At 59.6% G+C, this 18,905-nt stretch carries 22 protein-coding genes; 13 read left to right on the forward strand and 9 right to left on the reverse strand.

All coding sequences use genetic code 11. The features are described from left to right. Nucleotides 1-340 precede the first annotated feature (340 nt). Nucleotides 341-748, forward strand: a complete 408-nt coding sequence (gene xopA, locus ACCQ13_RS17275; RefSeq protein ID WP_104605291.1) for a XopA/Hpa1 family type III secretion system protein — start codon at nt 341-343, stop codon at nt 746-748. A 111-nt stretch (nt 749-859) separates the two neighbouring features. Here xopA and sctC read toward each other — a convergent pair whose 3' ends face one another. The 9 genes from sctC to ACCQ13_RS17320 all read right to left on the reverse strand — a co-directional run bounded on the left by sctC (nt 860) and on the right by ACCQ13_RS17320 (nt 8,464). Beyond that, nucleotides 860-2,674, reverse strand: coding sequence for a type III secretion system outer membrane ring subunit SctC (gene sctC, locus ACCQ13_RS17280; RefSeq protein ID WP_159407633.1), 1,815 nt, complete (start codon nt 2,672-2,674; stop codon nt 860-862). A gap of 167 nt (nt 2,675-2,841) precedes the next feature. After that, nucleotides 2,842-3,669 carry a type III secretion system export apparatus subunit SctT gene (sctT, locus tag ACCQ13_RS17285; protein WP_104605287.1) on the reverse strand — a complete coding sequence of 276 codons (828 nt, stop codon included), beginning with the start codon at nt 3,667-3,669 and terminating at the stop codon, nt 2,842-2,844. After that, on the reverse strand, nt 3,666-4,175 hold the full coding sequence (locus tag ACCQ13_RS17290; protein ID WP_159407634.1) for a serine kinase: 510 nt from the start codon (nt 4,173-4,175) through the stop codon (nt 3,666-3,668). Before ACCQ13_RS17290 ends, sctT begins: the two co-directional genes overlap by 4 nt. Continuing rightward, the gene (gene sctN / locus ACCQ13_RS17295; RefSeq protein WP_274391988.1) at nt 4,168-5,484 is read right to left on the reverse strand and encodes a type III secretion system ATPase SctN; all 1,317 of its coding nucleotides are present in this window, start codon (nt 5,482-5,484) and stop codon (nt 4,168-4,170) included. The genes ACCQ13_RS17290 and sctN overlap by 8 nt, the downstream gene beginning before the upstream one ends. 1 nt (nt 5,485) lies before the next feature. Beyond that, a complete protein-coding gene (sctL, locus tag ACCQ13_RS17300) occupies nt 5,486-6,184 on the reverse strand; it encodes a type III secretion system stator protein SctL (protein WP_104605281.1) in 699 nt (232 codons plus the stop codon). Continuing rightward, on the reverse strand, nt 6,169-6,810 hold the full coding sequence (locus ACCQ13_RS17305; RefSeq protein WP_223214367.1) for a type III secretion protein HrpB4: 642 nt from the start codon (nt 6,808-6,810) through the stop codon (nt 6,169-6,171). The genes sctL and ACCQ13_RS17305 overlap by 16 nt, the downstream gene beginning before the upstream one ends. Beyond that, complete coding sequence (gene sctJ, locus ACCQ13_RS17310) at nt 6,807-7,583, reverse strand: type III secretion system inner membrane ring lipoprotein SctJ (protein ID WP_159407635.1); 777 nt, start codon at nt 7,581-7,583, stop codon at nt 6,807-6,809. The genes ACCQ13_RS17305 and sctJ overlap by 4 nt, the downstream gene beginning before the upstream one ends. 1 nt (nt 7,584) lies before the next feature. Next, the gene (locus ACCQ13_RS17315) at nt 7,585-7,977 is read right to left on the reverse strand and encodes a type III secretion protein HrpB2 (protein WP_159407636.1); all 393 of its coding nucleotides are present in this window, start codon (nt 7,975-7,977) and stop codon (nt 7,585-7,587) included. A gap of 31 nt (nt 7,978-8,008) precedes the next feature. Beyond that, nucleotides 8,009-8,464 carry an HrpB1 family type III secretion system apparatus protein gene (locus tag ACCQ13_RS17320; RefSeq protein WP_159407637.1) on the reverse strand — a complete coding sequence of 152 codons (456 nt, stop codon included), beginning with the start codon at nt 8,462-8,464 and terminating at the stop codon, nt 8,009-8,011. 214 nt (nt 8,465-8,678) lie between these two features. On the opposite strand from ACCQ13_RS17320, the gene sctU reads away from it, so the two are divergent. The 12 genes from sctU (at nt 8,679) to ACCQ13_RS17380 (ending at nt 18,382) form a co-directional block, all read left to right on the forward strand. Continuing rightward, a complete protein-coding gene (gene sctU / locus ACCQ13_RS17325; protein WP_104605273.1) occupies nt 8,679-9,755 on the forward strand; it encodes a type III secretion system export apparatus subunit SctU in 1,077 nt (358 codons plus the stop codon). Between the two features lie 8 nt (nt 9,756-9,763). Next, nucleotides 9,764-11,686, forward strand: coding sequence for an FHIPEP family type III secretion protein (locus tag ACCQ13_RS17330; protein ID WP_104605271.1), 1,923 nt, complete (start codon nt 9,764-9,766; stop codon nt 11,684-11,686). Beyond that, nucleotides 11,686-12,303: a type III secretion system protein SctP gene (gene sctP / locus ACCQ13_RS17335; protein ID WP_159407638.1), complete on the forward strand. Its 618-nt coding sequence runs from the start codon at nt 11,686-11,688 to the stop codon at nt 12,301-12,303. Before ACCQ13_RS17330 ends, sctP begins: the two co-directional genes overlap by 1 nt. Nucleotides 12,304-12,455: 152 nt before the next feature. Continuing rightward, entirely contained in the window at nt 12,456-13,352 is an 897-nt protein-coding gene (gene sctQ, locus ACCQ13_RS17340) for a type III secretion system cytoplasmic ring protein SctQ (RefSeq protein ID WP_104605267.1), read from the forward strand. Next, nucleotides 13,339-13,983, forward strand: a complete 645-nt coding sequence (gene sctR, locus ACCQ13_RS17345; protein ID WP_104605265.1) for a type III secretion system export apparatus subunit SctR — start codon at nt 13,339-13,341, stop codon at nt 13,981-13,983. Before sctQ ends, sctR begins: the two co-directional genes overlap by 14 nt. A 4-nt stretch (nt 13,984-13,987) precedes the next feature. Then, nucleotides 13,988-14,248 (forward strand): type III secretion system export apparatus subunit SctS, encoded by a 261-nt coding sequence (sctS, locus tag ACCQ13_RS17350; RefSeq protein WP_104605263.1) that lies wholly within the window; start codon nt 13,988-13,990, stop codon nt 14,246-14,248. Nucleotides 14,249-14,403: 155 nt separating this feature from the next. Continuing rightward, nucleotides 14,404-15,045, forward strand: coding sequence for a 4-hydroxyphenylacetate catabolism regulator HpaA (locus ACCQ13_RS17355; RefSeq protein ID WP_223214368.1), 642 nt, complete (start codon nt 14,404-14,406; stop codon nt 15,043-15,045). Beyond that, the gene (hrpD5, locus tag ACCQ13_RS17360; RefSeq protein WP_159407640.1) at nt 15,042-15,980 is read left to right on the forward strand and encodes an HrpD5 family protein; all 939 of its coding nucleotides are present in this window, start codon (nt 15,042-15,044) and stop codon (nt 15,978-15,980) included. Before ACCQ13_RS17355 ends, hrpD5 begins: the two co-directional genes overlap by 4 nt. A 35-nt stretch (nt 15,981-16,015) precedes the next feature. Beyond that, the gene (locus ACCQ13_RS17365) at nt 16,016-16,258 is read left to right on the forward strand and encodes a serine kinase (protein ID WP_104605257.1); all 243 of its coding nucleotides are present in this window, start codon (nt 16,016-16,018) and stop codon (nt 16,256-16,258) included. A gap of 75 nt (nt 16,259-16,333) precedes the next feature. Then, on the forward strand, nt 16,334-16,600 hold the full coding sequence (locus ACCQ13_RS17370; protein WP_104605255.1) for a serine kinase: 267 nt from the start codon (nt 16,334-16,336) through the stop codon (nt 16,598-16,600). A gap of 63 nt (nt 16,601-16,663) precedes the next feature. Beyond that, nucleotides 16,664-17,134, forward strand: a complete 471-nt coding sequence (locus tag ACCQ13_RS17375) for a CesT family type III secretion system chaperone (protein WP_104605253.1) — start codon at nt 16,664-16,666, stop codon at nt 17,132-17,134. A 270-nt stretch (nt 17,135-17,404) separates the two neighbouring features. Continuing rightward, complete coding sequence (locus ACCQ13_RS17380) at nt 17,405-18,382, forward strand: pectate lyase (protein WP_104605293.1); 978 nt, start codon at nt 17,405-17,407, stop codon at nt 18,380-18,382. The last annotated feature ends 523 nt before the right edge of the window (nt 18,383-18,905 follow it).

Here is an 18,905-nt window from a genome sequence, read left to right on the forward strand (position 1 = left end):
ACAGCGCCTTGGCATGCATGCTTGGTAGATCCGACGCCGCTCACTCGCGATACCATAACGGCGCGGTGCATCTGCGTGTGTTCATCGACCGAAGCGGCTATGACATAAGCGAAATCAGGCCATGCGTCGCTTCCATTACGGTCTTGCCACTGCGAACGTCGTAATATTGTTTGTGCAGGTTCGCAGGGAAAAACGCACTTTCGCGTCTTGTCAGGCGTAACTCTGTACCCTGTTCTACGTTGTGGTGGGGCAGTGCAGCGCCCCTGGTCGCTGTGTCCCCACTGCAAGTCAGCGGCAGCACACGATTTACCCAGTTCAATCACATGAGACAGGAATTACCATGGACTCATCAATCTACAACAACTCTTCAAACTTCACCCACCTGAACATCAGAGATCTGGGGCCGCAGGAATACATGGATATCGGGCCGCAGCAATTCCAGGACCCTAACCAGCGCTCCTCCTCCGCTGCCTCCGAGCAGCAGCTGGATCAGTTGCTCGCCATGTTTATCATGACTCTGCTTCAGCAGAACCAGGGCAGCGATGCCAGTGACGGCTGTAATGGCGATAATGGCGATAACAGCTTTGGAAACAACCAATCCCAGCCCAGACAGCAGAACGGCATGAGTCCGCTGACGCAGATGTTGATGCAGATCGTGATGCAAATGATGATGGGACAGGGACAGGGCAGCGGTTTCAACAGCGGAAACCACAGTGAGCTGAACTCAAGCCTGTTCGGTAACGTCTGACAATCCACGCGCCCCATATCCCTCTGGTCATGCAGGCTGCCGCAATCTGCGGCAGCCTGCTGGCGTTATGCCCTCGGATGGTCACGAGAGGACCATGACCCGTTGGAGCCATCAAGGTGAGACGATGTGCGGCGTCAGCAGAAATAGACGCTGCATGCGCGTACCATTCTTCTGGCGATGCTTGAACAGATTTCCGAGCAGTGGAATCTTGGACAAGCCCGGTACCGCGTTGAGATCGGTTTGCTCGGCGTCGGACGCATAGCCTGCGATCAATAGACTCTGCCCCTCATCGACGAAGGCTTGCGTTGTGATGTCACTGGACGTGATGACCGGAATACCGTCCACCGTATTGGATCCCAGCTGGCCGTCCTCGATCCGCACATCCAGACGCATCTGACCGTTTGCAGACCCAGGGACCACACTGGGCAAGACTCGTAAGGATACGCCGGCAGACAGGTTATAGAGATCGGCAGAGGCGTAGCCGCTGACACGCACGAAGGCTTGCTGCTTGTGGTCCATTACTGCCTCCACATTGTCCAGCGTCGCCACCTGTGGGGTCGACACGATCTTAGCCTTGTTGGTCTGCTCCAGCGCCGATACCCGCGTCATCAGATAACGTCCGGCATCGCCGAGGACGGCGGTCAACGTACCACCCGCCGGTGTGGTAGCACCGGCCATTACTGCGCCGCTCAAGCTCCCAGCGTAGCCGAGCTGGCCTGCCTGTCCATCGCCGGTCTGTACGTCCACCCGCTTACTGTGGTACCGCCAATCGACGCCCAGATCCTGCATGGCACCATCGCGGATCTCGATGATCGTCGCGTCGATCTGCAGCAGCTTTGGACGGTTGTCGAGCTGCTGGATGAGGCTGCCGTATGCTGCCATCCGCTCCGGGTGGTCGCGGATGAGCACCGCGTTGGTTCGCGGGTCGGCCTCGATGACAGGGCCATCAGCAGCGAGCTCAGCGCCAGTGCTGATGTCGGAAGAGCGTGCGGTATCGCGTTGTCCCGGCGTGACTTCTGGCCAGACGCTGGCCGGCCCATTGACGCCACTGCCGGGCAGCGGCGGGCTGACGGGCACCCGCTCCGATGCAGCCCCGCCGCCAAACCATGAGCCAGGCAATCCGAGGATGCCGTTGCCTGCACCTTGGTTCTGGCCCTGCGGTGCGCTGCCAAAAGTATTTGACGAGCTGCCGCCGACCGGCTGTAAGCGTCCGAAATTGGAGCCCGGACCAGGAAGCGCTGCGGTGGACGCGCCACGTACCCCATAAATGCTGCGCAAAAGGCTGGCCATTCCAGGCACTTGAACGTCCTGACCAGCAATGCGGGTCGTGTGGTCGGCGGCCTGTGCGTAATGAAGTTGAAAGACCTGCACTTCGGTTGCATCGCGCTGGCGCGCGCCCTGTTCAACCTGCTTGGCGATCGCCGTCACCGTTTCCACGTAGCCCGGAGGTCCGGAGACCACCGCCACATGCGTGGTTTCGTCATACCGCACTGGAAAGCGCGGATCATCCAGTCGCATGCGAGCTAGCGCCTCGCGTAACGCACTCGTCGGCGCTGTTCCAAGGCTCAAGGTCACGCTCTTGAATTCATTCGCCCCCCAGATTCTGAGCACCGCACCGTCGTAGTACCAGACAAAGCCGAAGGTGGCCGACAAATCCTCGAGAAACTTCTGCGGAGGAGTATCGAATTTTCCACTGAGCGTGCCAGTCACTTCAGGAGAAATCCATGTGGTAATGGATTGACTGGCAGACAGGTCTCGCAATACCTGTTTCAAGTCCTTTTGTTCGGCAACATACTTGAACGTGTGCGACTGCCACGGTACAGGAGCGGCCGTGACGGACATTGGTAACATCGGAAGCAGACAAAGCAGCGCAGCGCATAGCGGTGCGCGTCGATGGCGGTAAACTGGAGTGTAGACATGCGCCATGGCGTTCCCCCTGCGAGGCGGTGATAAGAAGGTTTAGATCGAAATTCCAGGTGCGGACTTGTCCGGACATACTGCTTCGAAGCGCCCGATGTCGCTTCAATGTCCGCACAAGCGGCGACATCACAGAGAGTCTAGATGGCACCAGGCCCACAATGTCTCAAAAAAGATCAATGAGAGATGCCTCCTTTGCCGGCACTTGCCGCACCACGCAGCTGCTGCTGGAAGTGCACGAATCCCAGAGACTCGCTGAACTGCGCGATAAAGACGCCCATGAGCAGCGATAGCAGCAACAGTGCCAGCACGCCGCGGATCGGTTGGCTCAAGTTCGACGGCTCAAGCTTGTCGGCAGCGCGGGCAACGAAGCCGATCGCCAGATCCACAAAAACCAGCACGAGCATGACTGGCGCGGACAGCTTGACGATGGCGATGAGCATGCCGTCCGCTTGCTGGATGACGAACGACTCAACGACCGCACCCAGGTCCGGAGACATGTGCGTCAACGGCCACCACTGAAACGACTCGAACACGGCAGCAAGCAGCATCAACATTCCACCCAAGGCGTAGAACGAGACGATCGACAGCTGTAGCAGCACGGTGGATACCGGCGTACTCTGCTGGCCGCTCAGCGGATTTATCATCTGCACATTGTTGTAGCCGGCCAAATCATCCACCACCAAGCCGATGCTCTCGGCAACCCAGAACACCGTGGAGGCCGCAAATCCGATGAGCATGCCGATGAACGCCTCTTTGAACACCAGCCCGACCATACCGACTGCCTGGATCCTGCTAAGCGTGTCATCCGGTTGCCCATAGGCAATGAAGGTACTGAGCACATAGATAACGCCATTGCGCACAAGCCCAGGAAGGCTTTCCTGTGCAGTCGCCGGCAGGATCGAGAACACCACGAACACCCGCACCCCGCACAGCGCGAGCAGAGTCAGCAACCCAAGGCCCTGCGATGAAAGCGCAACCAGCGCATTCCCCAGGTCGGTCACGGTTCTGCTCCATGCAAGGCGCGGTAGGAGCGTAGCGCGAGCAGCGCTTCAATCGCCTCCTCCTCTTCTGCTGCTTCGCATTCTGCCTGCACCATACGCCACGCCTTGGCCGCTTTTTCCGCGCACATCTCCGCCTGCGTCTGCAGCCTGCAGAGCACGAGCTGAGTGGCCGCAACTTCCTCACGGGCATCGTGCAGCGCCTGGCTAGCCGCAGTGAGCGGCTGTGCTGCAGCATGGTAACGCTCTTCCAGCACCGCACGGAAGCGCTGATGCTCCACGATGGACTGGATCCCGATCGACTGGCCCGCGCTGGCCTTGTCGGCAAGCGCCTGATCGCATGCGACAAGGCGCTCCTTGCAAGCATCGTGTTCCTGCAGGCGGTCGGCGTATGCGCGTTCGGCCTGCTCTGCGGCGCGGCGGCAGTCGTTCAAACGCTCCTGCGTGCGCTCGCTGCGGCGCTCCTTGAGACGCTGCAGGGTGAGCCATATGCCGCAACGGTCATGCATCGTCGATCACGCTGGCAAGCCGATGCAAGGTCTGCGCATAGTCTTCAAGTTCATCGGTCGACTGGCTCAGGAACTCGCGAATCAGGTCGATCCGGGCGATGGCTTCATCGGCAACAACATCACTGCCCTCTTTGTATTCACCGACCTGCAGCAAGGTCTCCACCTGCGCGTACTTGGCCAGCAAGCGTCGTAGCTGGCCGGCATGCCGTTGCTGCTGGGGCGCCACGATCTGACTCATCACACGGCTCAGGCTGCCCAGTACGTCAATGGCCGGATATTGGTTCTTGGCGGCAATCTCGCGGGATAGAACCAGGTGCCCGTCGAGGAGGCCGCGGACTTCCTCGGTGATCGGATCGCTCCCGCTGTCGTCTTCTGCCAGAACTGTGTAGAACGCCGTAATCGAACCGTTTTCGCCCATGCCCGCACGCTCGAGCAGACGCGGCAACTCCGCGAACACGGACGGCGGAAAGCCGCGCCGCGTCGGCGGCTCGCCCGCCGCCAGGCCAATCTCGCGTTGCGCTCGCGCAAAGCGGGTCAGCGAATCCATCATCAACAGTACGCGCATACCCTGGTCACGAAAGTATTCGGCGATGGCGGTTCCCACGTAGGCCGCTTTGGCGCGCTCGATCGATGAGCGATCCGAGGTGGCGCACACCACCACGCTGCGCGCCAGCCCGTCTTCACCCAGAGTCAGCTCGATGAACTCGCGCACTTCACGCCCGCGCTCGCCAATGAGCACGATTACGTTGACGTCGCACTGCGTGCCGCGCGCGAACATTCCCATCAAGGTACTTTTCCCAACGCCGGCAGCGGCGAAGATGCCCATGCGCTGTCCCTCACCGAGCGTCATCAGCCCATCGACAATACGTACGCCGGTCGGCATGGGCTGCTCGATCAGTTGCCGGCGCATCGGATCCGGAGCCTGCGCCTGGATTGGCACCCACGCGTCACAGACAATAGGCCCGACGCCATCGGATGGCTCGCCCAGGCCATCGAGCACGCGGCCCAGCAACGCCAGCCCAACCGGTACAGCCAACGGCCTCCCTGATCCGGCCACACGAGTATCACGCGACAGACCCACCACATCGCCGAACGGCGCCAGTAGTGCAAGCGTACGGTTGAAACCCACCACTTCCGCGCGCTGCAGCAGCGTACCGTCGCGCTGGCGCAACTCACACACCTCGCCCAGGCTCACCTGCACCCCGGCTACCTTGAGCATGGTGCCGGTCACTTCGACCACTTTCCCGTAGCGCTGCCCGAACGCCAGGGTGGTCAGTTCGCGCTCGAACAGCCCATCGGGCAGATACACCTCAGGCGACATCCTGCGTCGCCTCCGCAGTCAGGACGCGGCGGATGACTCGACGCAAGCTACGCAGTTCATCGCGCAGGTCGGCCTCGAACACGCCGGTATCCCATTCGCAGACGCACCGCCCCGGTGCAAGCTCAGCATCGGCGCATACATCGATCGAGCACGTCCATCCGATCTCCGCCGTCTCCTGATCGAATGCGCGGCGGGCGTCGGCCACGGCATCCGGATGCACACTCACACGCAGAACTGTGGCCTGATCCAGTGCACTTACTAAGGCCTGCGCTGCACATGCATAGAGCGCTGCCGGATCCTGTACGTGCACCACCTGCTCGCAGGCTCGCGCGACCAGCTCGGCCAGACGCTCGCGAGCCCGGTATGCAGCGGCAGTGGCGGCGAAAGCGTGCCTTGCGCCCTTCATGTTCCAGTCATCCAGCTGGCGACGTATCCCGGCCGCGTAGCCCAGGCGGGCGCTGCGATCAAACTTGTCCTGTGCCGCACCCAACAGGGAATCGGCCTGCTTTTGCGCATCCTCGATCAGTGCCTGCGCTCGTTCCTGCGCTTCGGCCACACAGCGCTCACAACGCGCCTTCACTGCAACAGCCGCCGCATCCAGATCCAATAACTCCGCTAACGCTTCCCGCGGGATGACGTCGCAGTCCAGGCCGACCGCCTCAGTTGCGGATCTCAACCACAGGCGCATGACAGCTCCGGCATTAGGTCGGGCAGAACCTCCAGAAAGGCGACACTTGCGCCGTCTGCAACAACCGGCGGTACCTGCGCGGCACGCAATGGCAGGGCTAGGCCCGAAAGCTTTGCCAGACATGGGTCCGACCATACGCCATCGGCCAGTAGCCGGCGCCAGCCATCGCCAATCCAATCCGCACGGTCGGCATCGCGTGGCAACAATGGCAGTGCGACCACGCTTACCGCACGATGACGCAGGTCCTCGAATACCTTCGCCCCAACGCAGTTCTCGAACCATATGAGGCGCTCGCCTTCAATGCAGCGACGCAACTCGAGCACGCGGGAAAACAATGCCCGGATCATCAACACATTGGCCAATAGCTCGGGCCCCAGCAAGAGCAGGCGGTGAGCCAGCGTGTCGGCCGCCGGCAAGATTGCACGCGACCAACCCAGCCACGCCCGGATCGCGCGCACGCGATGGTGCACAGGCGCCTGTTGCCACGCATTGGCCGCAGCGGGGCCAAGCCAGTGCCCAGCCTGATCCGCCTGCATCGTAAGCGCCAGAGCGTTCACATGAGCCACCCATTGCAATATCCAGGGCAGAAGATCCTGCTCCGGCTTGCCCATCGATACGTCGTTCATTCGCCAGTCTCGACCTTGCGCTTCCTGCCCAGTTGGCGCAGTCGTTGCAACCCGCTCCAGCGGCCTGCGCGCGCCGACGGCCAGTACCAAAACCCAACTGCTCCAACCGCCAGGCACAGTACCAGCCCACCACCGGCCGCCCACGGCAATACTAGGCTACGTGCTGGTACCGATGTGCCAAATCCTGCGTCGCCTTCCACACCTCCAGGCACCATCGTGACGCTGACATTTTCGTAGGTTAGCCCTTCCACGCTGTGCACCACGAGTGTCTTGATGCTCGGCACCAGGCTGGTCAGATCGCTCCCAACGTTGAATTTGATGAATACTGCCGCGCTGGATGGCTTGATCGACGTGGAAAGTGGGTCATTGTTTGGCAATACTATCTCCACGTCGGCAGCGATGACACCGTCGATATTCGACAAGGTCTGCGACAGTTGCTGGGAGACACCATAAATAAAACGTACGCGCTCTTCGGTCGGGGTGGAAATCAGCCCATCCTTCTTGAACATCTCACCGAGGTTGGCATGACGCTGATGAGGCATGCCATGGGTACGCAACACATCCAGCGAGTAGGACACCTGATCGCGAGGGGCATTGATCGCCCAGGTCTTGCCGTCGTCGGGCGTGACCTTTTCCGCGTCCACGCCCGCACGCAACAGCACTGCCAACATGTCGTTTGCATCGTTTTCAGTAAGTCCGGAGTACAGCTGCTGGCTGCAAGCGGACAGCAGCAGCACCAAGAGCAACACCACCACATATCTGATCGAACGCATGTTATTGGTTCTTGAACAGTGTCTGCACGGCGGACTTCCCCGACTGAGCAACGCCTACGCTTACATTGAGATTGAAGCCAACCATCGTGAGTTCGTTCATCAGCTTTATTTGCTGCGCTGCCATCTCCTGCGGGCCCAGGTTCGGTGCCTGTGCGCTGAATGCCTCGATATGATCGGAGATGGTGCGCACACTGTCGTTCTGCACATCGACTATCCTGCTCATCATGCTCGGCTCTCCCACACGCTGCATCTGGGGCGGCAACGCACTGGATGACTGCATCAGAGCCTGGAATCGATTGACCAGTGTCTGGTGTGGCGCTACGCCAGGCGCTAGCGCTTGCGTCGAAACACCGGTGCTCGCGGCAATCGGTGCGACAGGAGGAATAATCGTCATGGCGAATCTTTCCTGCTGGATTGAAGTCGGATCAGGCGCGCAGGTAATGCGCGTTCGGCATCTCTATTGGCGCACTTTCGTCGACTGACACGTCAGATGCGTCAGGCATCGCCGAGTAGCGGCCTGACAGCGCCTTCACCAAAGCGACTGCATCGGCATCAGCATCCGCTTCGATCAGGCTATCTGCGATGCCGTGCCAAGAAGCATCTCCCACCGCGAACATGCAGCATGCATAAAGCGCCTTGCACAGTGGATTGGAGGAGGTGTCAACCTCCATCTCGCGCAGCAGGCGCGATCCTTCCAAATAATTTCCGCGCTTGATCGCAATCCATGCATCAAACGTGTCCAGCGCTTTCAGTTCCGGCCGAAGCACTCGCACGGCAGCGAGTACAGCGCCTGCCTCATCCAGCTTATCATGCGTCAATCCAACCGTGATCAACTCAATCAGACCCGTGACTACCGATGCCGGGCATTCAATTTTCTCCATATTTCACCTCGTTGCTTGACGGCGTCGAATAGCGGACGTGCGTAACGTTACCTACTTGCACAGAAAACAACTTCCTTAAAGCGAATATCGGCCCACCATTGCGAAAGGACACGCCACACTTCGCCCGTCCACACATACGTTCGCGCGGGACGTCTACGGCCTCGAAAAGGTGTGTACAAACTAATTTCCTGGACATACAGGCCGGAGTTCGTGAATGTCCGATGAAAAAACCGAAAAGCCGACTGAAAAGCGGCTCCAGGATGCGCGCCGTGATGGTGAGCTGACTATCAGCCCGGATGTAACCGCAGCTGCCGTTCTTCTGGGAGGATTGTTGGTCATCACTCTCGCAGGCACCTATTTTGCCTCGCACTTGCGCGCGCTGGTGACCATTGGCTTTGACATCAACGCCAAAACGCGCGATGGAATTTCTCTGCAGCGCGCGATTGCTTCGATCGGATTGCAGGCCCTCTGGCTTGCAATTCCGTTTCTCGTCGCCTGCATGATCGCAGCGCTGACTGGTGCCTTCCTGCAAACCGGAATGAACGTTTCGCTGAAACCTGTCACGCCCAAGTTCGACTCACTCAACCCGGTCAACGGCTTAAAGAAGCTCTTCTCGCTACGAAGCTTTATCAACCTGGTCAAGTTGACCGCCAAGGCGTTGATTATCGGCGTAGTGCTCTGGGTAGGCGTGCGTTCCTTGTTGCCGGCCATCATCGGCCTCGCCTACCAGCCCCCATCCAACATCGCACAAATAAGCTGGCGAGCGCTCGGCACGCTATGTGCGCTGGCAGCGCTCACGTTCGTCATTGTAGGTGCTGCGGACTGGAGCATTCAGCACTGGCTATTCATTCGGGACAAGCGAATGAGCAAGGATGAGCAGAAGCGCGAGCACAAGGAAAGCGAGGGCGACCCGGAAGTGAAGGGGAAGCGCAAGGAGTTCGCCAAGGAGCTGGTATTCGGCGATCCGCGCGAACGGCTGGCGAAGGCCAAGGTCATGGTGGTCAACCCGACCCACTATGCGGTCGCGCTTGCCTACGATCCCGACGGCTTCGGATTGCCGCAGGTGGTCGCGAAGGGAACGGATGATGAGGCAATGGCGCTGCGTGCGTTTGCGCACCAAACCGGCATTCCGATCGTAGCCAACCCTCCCCTTGCGCGCGCCTTGCACCAGGTTGAACTCGGCGATGCGGTTCCCGAAGCACTATTCGAAACCGTGGCAGTCGTGCTGCGGTGGGTGGATGAACTCGGCGGCGCTAACGACAACGACGGCCACAGCCATCTGCCTTGCTAGGAGACTACATGCGACTGACACGCTATTTCGCATATACCGGCGAGGTGGCCATCGCTGCCCTCGTCGTGGCCGTGATCGGACTGATGATCCTGCCGCTGCCCACGCCGCTGATCGACATGTTGCTCGGTATCAACATCACACTCAGCGTGGTGCTGTTGATGGTGACGATGTATGTACCGGACTCGATATCACTCTCTTCGTTCCCCTCGTTATTGCTCTTCACCACCCTGCTGCGGCTGTCCTTGAACATCGCCTCCACCAAATCGATCCTGTTGCACGCCGAGGCCGGCCACATCATCGAGAGCTTCGGGGAATTGGTGGTCGGCGGCAACATCGTCGTAGGCCTGGTGGTGTTCCTGATTATCACCACCGTTCAGTTCATTGTGATAGCCAAGGGCTCCGAGCGCGTTGCGGAGGTGGGCGCACGCTTCACGCTCGATGCAATGCCCGGCAAACAGATGAGCATCGACGCAGACTTGCGAGGCGGCAACCTGACTGCCGAAGAAGCGCGCGGCAAACGCGCACGTCTGGCCATTGAGAGTCAGCTACATGGCGGCATGGATGGCGCCATGAAGTTTGTAAAGGGCGATGCGATCGCAGGGCTGGTAATCACGCTGGTGAACATCCTGGCTGGCATTGTCGTTGGCGTTACCTATCACGGCATGACGGCGGGCGAGGCCGCAAACCGCTTTGCGATCCTGTCGGTGGGCGATGCCATGGTGTCGCAGATCGCCTCGTTGCTGATCTCGGTGGCCGCTGGCGTGATGATCACCCGCGTGGCCAACGAAAACGAGACCAAAGTCAGTTCGCTAGGCCTGGATATCGGTAGGCAGCTGACCAGCAATTCTCGCGCATTGCTCGCTGCAAGCGTGCTTCTGGCGTGTTTTGCATTCGTGCCGGGGTTCCCGGCCGTGCTGTTCCTACTGCTGGCGGCCGCAGTGGGTACCGGCGGATACACGATCTGGCGCAGGCAACGCGACGGCGGCAGCGACGACAAGCCGGGGCTACCATCGATGAGCCGCAAAGGTGCCAAGGGTAATGTGCCGCATATCCGCAAAAGTGCGCCCGAATTTGCCTCGCCACTGTCGATGCGCTTGTCCGCACAACTCGCCGCCAGATTAGATCCAGCATTGCTGGATAAAGCAATCGACAGGGAACGCACCCAGCTGGTCGAATTGCTTGGCCTGCCGTTCCCAGGCATTGCGATCTGGGAGAGCGACGCGCTGCAAGGCATGCAGTATGAGGTCCTGATTCACGACGTCCCGGAACGGCGCGAAGAGCTGAGCGACAGCGCCGACCTGCAGACATCGCTTGCCGAACATGCCATTGCCCCCCTCAAGACCCGGGCCCATTTGTTCGTCGGTATCCAGGAAACACAATGGTTGCTCGAGCAAGTGGAAGTGGACTATCCGGGTCTTGTCGCGGAGGTCAATAAGTCCATGCCGCCACAACGTATCGCCGATGTCCTGCGACGACTGCTGGAGGAGCGCATTCCGGTCCGCAACATCAAGATCATTTTCGAGAGTCTTGTGGTCTGGGGCCCCAAGGAGAAGGATCTGTTGATGCTGACCGAATATGTCCGCTGCGACCTCGGTCGCTACCTTGCACATACCGCAACCGCAGGAACCGGGCAGTTGCCGGCGGTTATGCTAGATCACGACGTCGAACAACTGATTCGCCAGTCAATTCGTGCCACGCCTGCTGGTAACTTCCTGGCCCTTCCACCCGATCAGGCCAATCAACTCATCGAGCAGGTGGAACAGATCGTACAAGATAGGCAGCAGCACCCACTTGCGATCGTCGCCTCAATGGACGTGCGTCGGTATGTCCGCCGGATGATCGAGGCACGTCTCAACTGGCTACAGGTCTACTCGTTCCAAGAATTGGGTACGGAGGTTCAATTGCAGCCAATCGGCCGGGTGGTGGTGTGATGCGCAAGCTCCCCATGCGCCCGGTGCGTATTCTATCCACTCCGGCTATGACCGTGACGCCGTTACCACTACGGCAGGCACAGCGTGTGCAGTTCCTGCAGCTGCGTCGGCGCCCTCATCCGGGCCGCATTGCCGAGCCGGACATGCCGGGGGGCGAGATGAACGGACTCCAAACACGCGACGACATAATCGGCATCGCAGCCTGCGAGCCCTCCGCAGAGGACATCGTGCAGGCAACGCCTCCACACGTCGATCAGTACGGTGCGCATCAGCAGGACGAGGGCCGCGAGTGTCTGGACCAAAGGATCGCAGCCGAATTCGTCAGAACGCAATGTGCGCAGATGTCCATCGACAGCATTGCGTTACACGTGGCCGATTTCTGCAATTCTCAGCCGGTGCGTGATGCGGGGATCTGGGAGGCCACTTTGCCCATTCGCCAGGACATGATTGGGAAAACCACGTTATTTCTTAGGCTTTCGCCCGACCAGCTATTACTTCGCTTCGACAGTAGCTCTCCCGATGCACGCGAGCTACTTTGGAGCGGAAGGGAGCAATTGCGCGTTGCCCTGAAAGCTGCACTCAGCAACGTGCATGAGATCCGTATCGAGGTTATCTAGAAAAATTATCCCCGCATACCTGGCAACTGCATTACTAGAGGGATTCCGTCTTGTCATCCGAGCCGAGCCCAGTACCGTCGGCACGTGCAGTTTCTCAGGCGCTTACCAACGTGCCTTCGGGACTTGCGCAACTAGCCAGATTGCTAGGCGACATGAGACTGTCCCATCACTGCGGCGTGAGGCTGCATCAGCGGCCCATACCGCAGGCCGACGCGGTGCGCGCATGCCTGCAACTGGACAGCGGCAACCTGGAATTCTGCGTGGCCGCCCGCGACGGATTAGCGTTGGTAGCCAACGAGGCAGACGGAGAGGTTCGCGTGGCGCTGGCGGGTCTGCTCATGGGCGAACCGCTGCGCAGCCTTGAACCGCTGGGACTTGGCGAGGCGCAGCTCCTCGCTTTCGACCGCTGCGACGAGTTGTCTGAACCCGCCGGTATAGGCGTGACGGTCGGCGGCATCGACATGATCGCGGAGGCCGCGAGTCCCGCCTTGCTGTCGGCCCTGCAGAGAGCTGTCGAGGCACTTCAGATGCCTGTGTCCGGGTGGCCAGGTTCGCTGCGCATCCCCACCAGCTTGTGCATCGGCCAACGCTCTGCTTCCGCCGGGATGTTGCAGTCGCTGCGCGCGGGCGACGTGCTGCTGCACTGCCTTGCCAGCTCGCCGCTGCGCGCAGGCGAGCTGCTTTGGGGGGCCCCGGGTAGCGGCTCAATGCGTGCCGCGGTGCGCCTGACCCCACAACAGATGATTCTGGAGACTTGCCCCACCATGCATGACGATCTACCTCCACCCAATGCCGCACAGCCGGCGTCGGACCTGTCTTCGCTGGAATTACCGGTTCGCCTCGAAGTTGACCAGCTTGCGCTTTCGCTCTCGGAGCTGTCGGCATTGCAGCCCGGTCAAATCCTGGAATTGTCGGTTCCACTGGATCAGGCGGACATCCGGCTAGTCGTCTATGGCCAGACCGTGGGCATTGGTCGCCTGCTGGCGGTGGGTGAGCATTTGGGCTTGCAAATCCTCAGCATGTCGGAGACACCTCGTGCAGATGCCTGACGTAGGCTCTCTGCTGGTGGTTGTCATCATGCTGGGGCTTTTGCCCTTCGCAGCGATGGTGGTCACCTCCTATACCAAGATCGTGGTGGTGCTAGGCCTGTTGCGCAACGCCATTGGCGTACAGCAGGTTCCACCCAACATGGTTCTCAATGGTGTCGCATTGCTGGTGTCCTGCTTCGTGATGGCACCGGTGGGTATGGAAGCGTTCAAGACCGCACAAACCTACGGCGCAGGTGCGGACAACAGTCGCGTCGTGGTGTTGCTGGACGCTTGTCGCAAGCCTTTCCGAGAGTTCCTGCTCCAGCATACCCGCGAGCGCGAGAAGGCTTTTTTTGTCCATGCAGCGCAGCAGATCTGGCCAAAGGACAAGGCTGATGCGTTGAAGTCCGATGATCTGCTGGTACTGGCTCCTGCCTTCACGCTCAGCGAACTTACCGAAGCCTTTCGGATTGGCTTCCTGCTGTATTTGGTGTTCATTGTCATCGACCTTGTCGTGGCCAATGCCTTGATGGCCATGGGCCTTTCGCAGGTCACACCAACCAATGTGGCGATCCCGTTCAAGCTGCTGTTGTTCGTGGCATTGGACGGCTGGTCGATGCTCATTCACGGCCTGGTTTTGAGTTATCGGTGACGCCATGGACCACGAAGATCTGGTGAGATTCACGTCCGAAGCCTTGCTGCTCTGCCTCAAGGTGTCTCTGCCTGTGGTCGGCGTCGCCGCAGCAACGGGCCTGCTGATCGCTTTCCTGCAGGCGGTGATGTCGTTGCAGGATGCATCGATCTCCTTTGCGCTGAAGCTGGTGGTCGTCGTGGCCGCGATCGCGGTGACTGCTCCCTGGGCCGCCGCCGCAATCCTGCAGTTCGGGCAGGCACTGATGCAGGCCGCCTTTCCATGATACGCCGCCTGCCATCAACCGGATCGGTCCTTCCGACGGCCCCCGCACAACCGCAAACCAGTATGGATGTGCCCCACGCGGAGGTGCCACAAGCCGCCGATGCCATCCACCATCGGCTCCGTCCCGCTCCCTCGCCCCGCAGGCGTCGGCGCGGCATGGGTGCACTGGACGGGATGGACGAAGGATTTGATGCCGCAGAACTGCAGGAGGCAGAAGCGGCGCGGGTGTCAGCGCTGCGTGGACGCGTCAAAGTCGTTGCTGCCCCGTCACAGGACAACAAGCACGACGGGCAACGAGACGAAAACTCGTCCGGGCACGATGGCGACCCGCAGTCGGCACAACGACCACTGGCTTCCATAGACCCGTCGAACCTGGAGATCCTTTCGCATATCGACGGTATTCTAGATCGCTATGTACAGGCATGCACCAGCAATGAGGCGGCCTCATCCAATGCGCTGGTGATCGCGCTTGCCGAGTTCCGCGCTATCAAGCTTGCACACCCAGAAAGCGCCCCGCTGACGACAATAGTCTGGAGGCTGATGCGCGATCATTTACGGCATTGCAGCTCGTCACCACCCCAAGAAACGCTAAGGGCCCTGCGCGAGCGTCTATTGACCCTGATCACGCCAGAGTCCAACGCATCCTCGGCTCTGCGCAGCTTTCATCTGCTGATTCCGCTCATGCTGCTCAATGCACAGCGGCCACGTCGCCTGCGGGATCGCATAGGCGCGGTCAAACGGTTGAACGCACTTATGAAAGAGCGCAGCGATTCGTCTTATGAAGAGATTCGCTCATGACCATGCAAATTCGCGTACTCACTGGAACGCATGCCGGCGCACGACTAGACTTGTTGCCTGGTTGCTATGGACTTGGCAGTGATTCACGCGCCGACATCAGGATCGAGGACTGGCCTGGCGGCCCTTTCGTTATTGAGGTAGATTCGGATGGTCAGATTCGCTATCACAACGATGAAGCATCGAGCGCGACATTCACCGCAATGCATCCAGTCCGATTCGGCGATGTGGTGCTGTGTGTTGGCGATTGTGCGTCGCAGTGGCCCAGCGACATGGAGCTCATCGAGCGCCTGCTCCCCTCACCCTCACCCTCGCAGGCAGATGCTCCGCCGCGCAAAAGGCAGCACAAGGCGCTACGCGCAGGCCTCGGGGCGATCCTAGCGCTAGGTGCAGCAGCATTGGTGCCCGCCTTGCAACCGGCCTTCCTTTCCGAGGCTGCTCCGCCACCGCGCGAGCAGAATCAATATGCGCAGGTAAAGGCCGTTCTTGGACAGCTCCGTCTGGGCGAGACGCGCATCGCACATGCTGGAGCTCAGTTGCGGGTTGAAGGCCTGGTAGCAAGCAGCGCTGACGCGGCACGTTTGCGCCTGCGCTTAAGTGGGTATCGGCCCGCAGTGAAGTTGGACGTGATTGTAGTGGATGAAGTGCTGGCAACCATTCGCGATACCTTGGCCGACCGCAATCTCAACGTCCGATATGAGGGGCGGGGCGTCTTTTCCATTGCCGGCCAGAGCGACGATGCAGAGCGGACAGCGCGACGTATTGATGAACTGCGTAGCGACTTGGGATCACAGATCGGCGCGATCCACGTCGATGTCATCCAGCAGGACCCATCCACCAAACTGCCGGCTCACTACGACGCGGCCCTTCTGGCAGATGGCCTGCATTACGTCGAGACCCCGGATGGAACAAAACATCTGAGTTCGACGGGTTACTGAGTTCCCCCGATTTGAAATCGATTGGAGGTACCAACGTGTTTGAATATATCACCGACGAAATCGCCCAAGACATGAGCGCATTGCTCAAGGTCAAGTCCGAGGACCAAACCGGCCATCGTCTGCTTGCCATCACAGACGCCCTGGCTAAGACAAGGCAGCAAGTTCAGGTGCACTGGCAGGCCGCCAGCGACGCAGAAGCACGCGTCGCACTAGGAACACTCCAAGAGGGCATGGCCGCCGCCCACACAATAGTAACGCACATCATGGCTTCTGCTTGACATCTTAACCTGTCCCTCGCTCCAGCGGGGATTCCATGCGCAACTCATGCGCGCTTAAAACAGAGGAGCAATACCATGGGAATTTTTGAAGGCTTGAACAGAGGCGGCTCGTTCAAGGACACAATTATCGGCGGTTTCAAAAATAAGTTTGATGGTGGGTTGAACAACTTCGGTGAAGACATGCAGGAGAGTTCCTTACGATCCTCGGTTGGCGGCTCGGTCTCCGGGCAGATGCGCACCAACAATTTCTTAAGTAAGGAAATGAATGAATTGAATTTCAACGTCGCTCTCAACCAGGTCGTCAAGAAAGCAGGAGAAAATGCAAAGACCCTGACCCAGTAAGTTTCTTTTTCTTTTCGCACAGGCCCGCAAACACGGGCCTGTGGATTGGACGACGGGACGGCAATGCCCTCGGCACGTTTTGAGCAACTGGTTTCGGAACTATGTGATGTCCTTGGGCTTGCAGATAAACAAGGGCTGCTTGAGCATCGCACTATCGAGATCGAAGGATTTGAAGTCTACCTGCACCTGCCAGAGACGCAGCCAGACGATGAGGTCCAGGAAGAATCGCTGTATCTGCGCATGTCCTATGGGCTGGCGCCTGCTGGCAGAACCCTGGTCGTTTTCCGACTGTTGCTAGAAGCTAATCTTTCGGTATACGCGCAGGATCAGGCGCAACTCGGGCTTGACGAGAACGGCGTCATCGTATTGATCGTTCGCGTACCGCTGGATGCCGACCTCGATGGAGCATGGATCTGCGATCTCTTGGCCCACTACGCCGAGCACGGTCGTTACTGGAACAACAATATTTTCATCGCACACGACGACATGTTTGAAGGTATCGCGACGGGAAACTACTTATGGTTACGCGCCTAAGTCACTTCCATCCGTCTGCGGGCAATGCCCGTCACGAGCAGCATGTCCGGGCTGTGCAACACGCTGGCACGTACAATTAAGTCAGCCGTGCTGCGTCATAGCTCACATGCTTAGATGCACAGATTTCGAGACGAACAACGTCACCGGGTTTATCTTGCATAGGGATGTCCGCCAATGAGTCTTTCCATAGCTCCGCATTCAACTGCCAATTTCCAGTCATCGGCATTCTCCGTCTCACAGGAGCAAGCGTTGGCGGCAATGGTCATGAGCATGATGGCGTATTGCATGCAGCGCATGTTCAAGGACCTGATGCAGCGCCAGCATCAATATTCGGGCAACGATCAGCCGCCGGTCTTCATGCCTCCCCCCCCATCGATGCCCAGCAGCCCTATGCCTTGTTTCTCCAATCTCGGCGGACAACACGGCAGCGATACCGGTGGCGGCAGCCGGAACCCCGGGAATCATGGCCGGACCATGGAAACAGACGACGGAAACGCCCCATCTGACACCGGGCCTAGCCGCCCCACACCGGCATCCAGTCCAACAGGTACGCATGCGTCGCTTCCGCCCGGTACCGTCGTCACTGCGCCCCCTGGCATCCAGAACAAGACCATCGTGGTGCACAAGGGCGAAGTGTTTGATGGCAAGAACCAGACCTACATCGGCGGCAGCAGCCTGGGCGATGGTTCCCAAAACGAGCACCAACAACCATTGTTCATCGTGGAAGACGGCGGCTCCCTATGCAATGTCCGTATGAAAGGCGGCGGCGACGGTGTGCATTTTCTGGGCAGTGGCAAGATGGTCAATTGCGTCAACGAGGACGTCAGCGAGGATGCCATAACCATTGATGGGCAGGGCAACCGTGAGCATGATTCTCGCATTGCCGGCTGCGGTCCCGGAGTCAGCGGACGGCCGCACGTCGAGATCATCAATTGCACATTCAACAATGCCTCGGACAAAATCGTGCAAGACAACGGCCCTGCAGACGTGGTGATGCGTGGCTGCACCGTGAACGGTGCCGGCAAGGTTTTCCGCACCAATGGCGGGCATACGGATATCAACACGCATCTGCAGATCGAGAACTGCCAATTCAACCATGTGAAGGAAGCGGTCTTCCGTACAGACGCGCCCAGTGCAATGGTCAATTTTACAAACCTGAGGACCGATGCGCCCTACCAGGTAATTGCTCCTAATGCATCCCAGGCGATCGGGGCGACGCGTATCGGTCATAAGGCCTACAGCGGTTAGCCGCGTTCCTGCAGGACGTTATCCCCGTCGCGCCCCGGCGGATGCGATCTCTGCAGGGCGCGGCGATGGCTGTATCGCACCTGCCCAACTGACGATCACCTGGCACCTCGATGCAGTGGCTTGCCCTTCAGCGTCGACGAGGCGTCTCGCGCGGCACATGACCCGGTGCCAGGCATTCGGTTATCTGAAGATCACGACGGAGAGGGGCGGCCCACGCGGCGCCACGTATGCGAACTCCCTCGCCTCTCTGGGACAGGTATCACGCACCAAAGTTCGACACTGCAGTGCTTGTCTTCCCGGGTACACCCACGGGTTTCGGCGGTGCCGACGGTCCGCCCCTGCGAGGGCAAGCGATCGACTCAGGCCGCCAGGTATTGGAACGGATCAAGGCCACAGTCAGGCCTGGAAAGTCGCACGTATTTCCGGCAAATCATGCTGCCACGGACCTACGCCCACTCGCCAGTCGCTTGCCAGCACTACCCTGAGATGGCCGCCGCGCAGTCACTGTTGCTGCCGCTAGTCC

It is taken from the genome of Xanthomonas sp. NCPPB 1638, assembly GCF_041475635.2.
In the GTDB taxonomy this organism is placed as follows: Bacteria; Pseudomonadota; Gammaproteobacteria; order Xanthomonadales; family Xanthomonadaceae; genus Xanthomonas; species Xanthomonas cucurbitae.

What these genes read in the sequence shown, in the direction of transcription:
- xopA (WP_104605291.1), top strand. Translation starts at nt 341, where the DNA reads ATGGACTCATCAATCTACAACAACTCTTCAAACTTCACCCACCTGAAC.
- sctC (WP_159407633.1), bottom strand. Translation starts at nt 2,674, where the DNA reads ATGGCGCATGTCTACACTCCAGTTTACCGCCATCGACGCGCACCGCTA.
- ACCQ13_RS17290 (WP_159407634.1), bottom strand. Translation starts at nt 4,175, where the DNA reads ATGCATGACCGTTGCGGCATATGGCTCACCCTGCAGCGTCTCAAGGAG.
- sctL (WP_104605281.1), bottom strand. Translation starts at nt 6,184, where the DNA reads ATGCGCCTGTGGTTGAGATCCGCAACTGAGGCGGTCGGCCTGGACTGC.
- ACCQ13_RS17305 (WP_223214367.1), bottom strand. Translation starts at nt 6,810, where the DNA reads ATGAACGACGTATCGATGGGCAAGCCGGAGCAGGATCTTCTGCCCTGG.
- sctJ (WP_159407635.1), bottom strand. Translation starts at nt 7,583, where the DNA reads ATGCGTTCGATCAGATATGTGGTGGTGTTGCTCTTGGTGCTGCTGCTG.
- ACCQ13_RS17315 (WP_159407636.1), bottom strand. Translation starts at nt 7,977, where the DNA reads ATGACGATTATTCCTCCTGTCGCACCGATTGCCGCGAGCACCGGTGTT.
- ACCQ13_RS17320 (WP_159407637.1), bottom strand. Translation starts at nt 8,464, where the DNA reads ATGGAGAAAATTGAATGCCCGGCATCGGTAGTCACGGGTCTGATTGAG.
- sctU (WP_104605273.1), top strand. Translation starts at nt 8,679, where the DNA reads ATGTCCGATGAAAAAACCGAAAAGCCGACTGAAAAGCGGCTCCAGGAT.
- ACCQ13_RS17330 (WP_104605271.1), top strand. Translation starts at nt 9,764, where the DNA reads ATGCGACTGACACGCTATTTCGCATATACCGGCGAGGTGGCCATCGCT.
- sctP (WP_159407638.1), top strand. Translation starts at nt 11,686, where the DNA reads ATGCGCAAGCTCCCCATGCGCCCGGTGCGTATTCTATCCACTCCGGCT.
- sctQ (WP_104605267.1), top strand. Translation starts at nt 12,456, where the DNA reads ATGAGACTGTCCCATCACTGCGGCGTGAGGCTGCATCAGCGGCCCATA.
- sctS (WP_104605263.1), top strand. Translation starts at nt 13,988, where the DNA reads ATGGACCACGAAGATCTGGTGAGATTCACGTCCGAAGCCTTGCTGCTC.
- ACCQ13_RS17355 (WP_223214368.1), top strand. Translation starts at nt 14,404, where the DNA reads ATGGGTGCACTGGACGGGATGGACGAAGGATTTGATGCCGCAGAACTG.
- hrpD5 (WP_159407640.1), top strand. Translation starts at nt 15,042, where the DNA reads ATGACCATGCAAATTCGCGTACTCACTGGAACGCATGCCGGCGCACGA.
- ACCQ13_RS17370 (WP_104605255.1), top strand. Translation starts at nt 16,334, where the DNA reads ATGGGAATTTTTGAAGGCTTGAACAGAGGCGGCTCGTTCAAGGACACA.
- ACCQ13_RS17375 (WP_104605253.1), top strand. Translation starts at nt 16,664, where the DNA reads ATGCCCTCGGCACGTTTTGAGCAACTGGTTTCGGAACTATGTGATGTC.
- ACCQ13_RS17380 (WP_104605293.1), top strand. Translation starts at nt 17,405, where the DNA reads ATGATGGCGTATTGCATGCAGCGCATGTTCAAGGACCTGATGCAGCGC.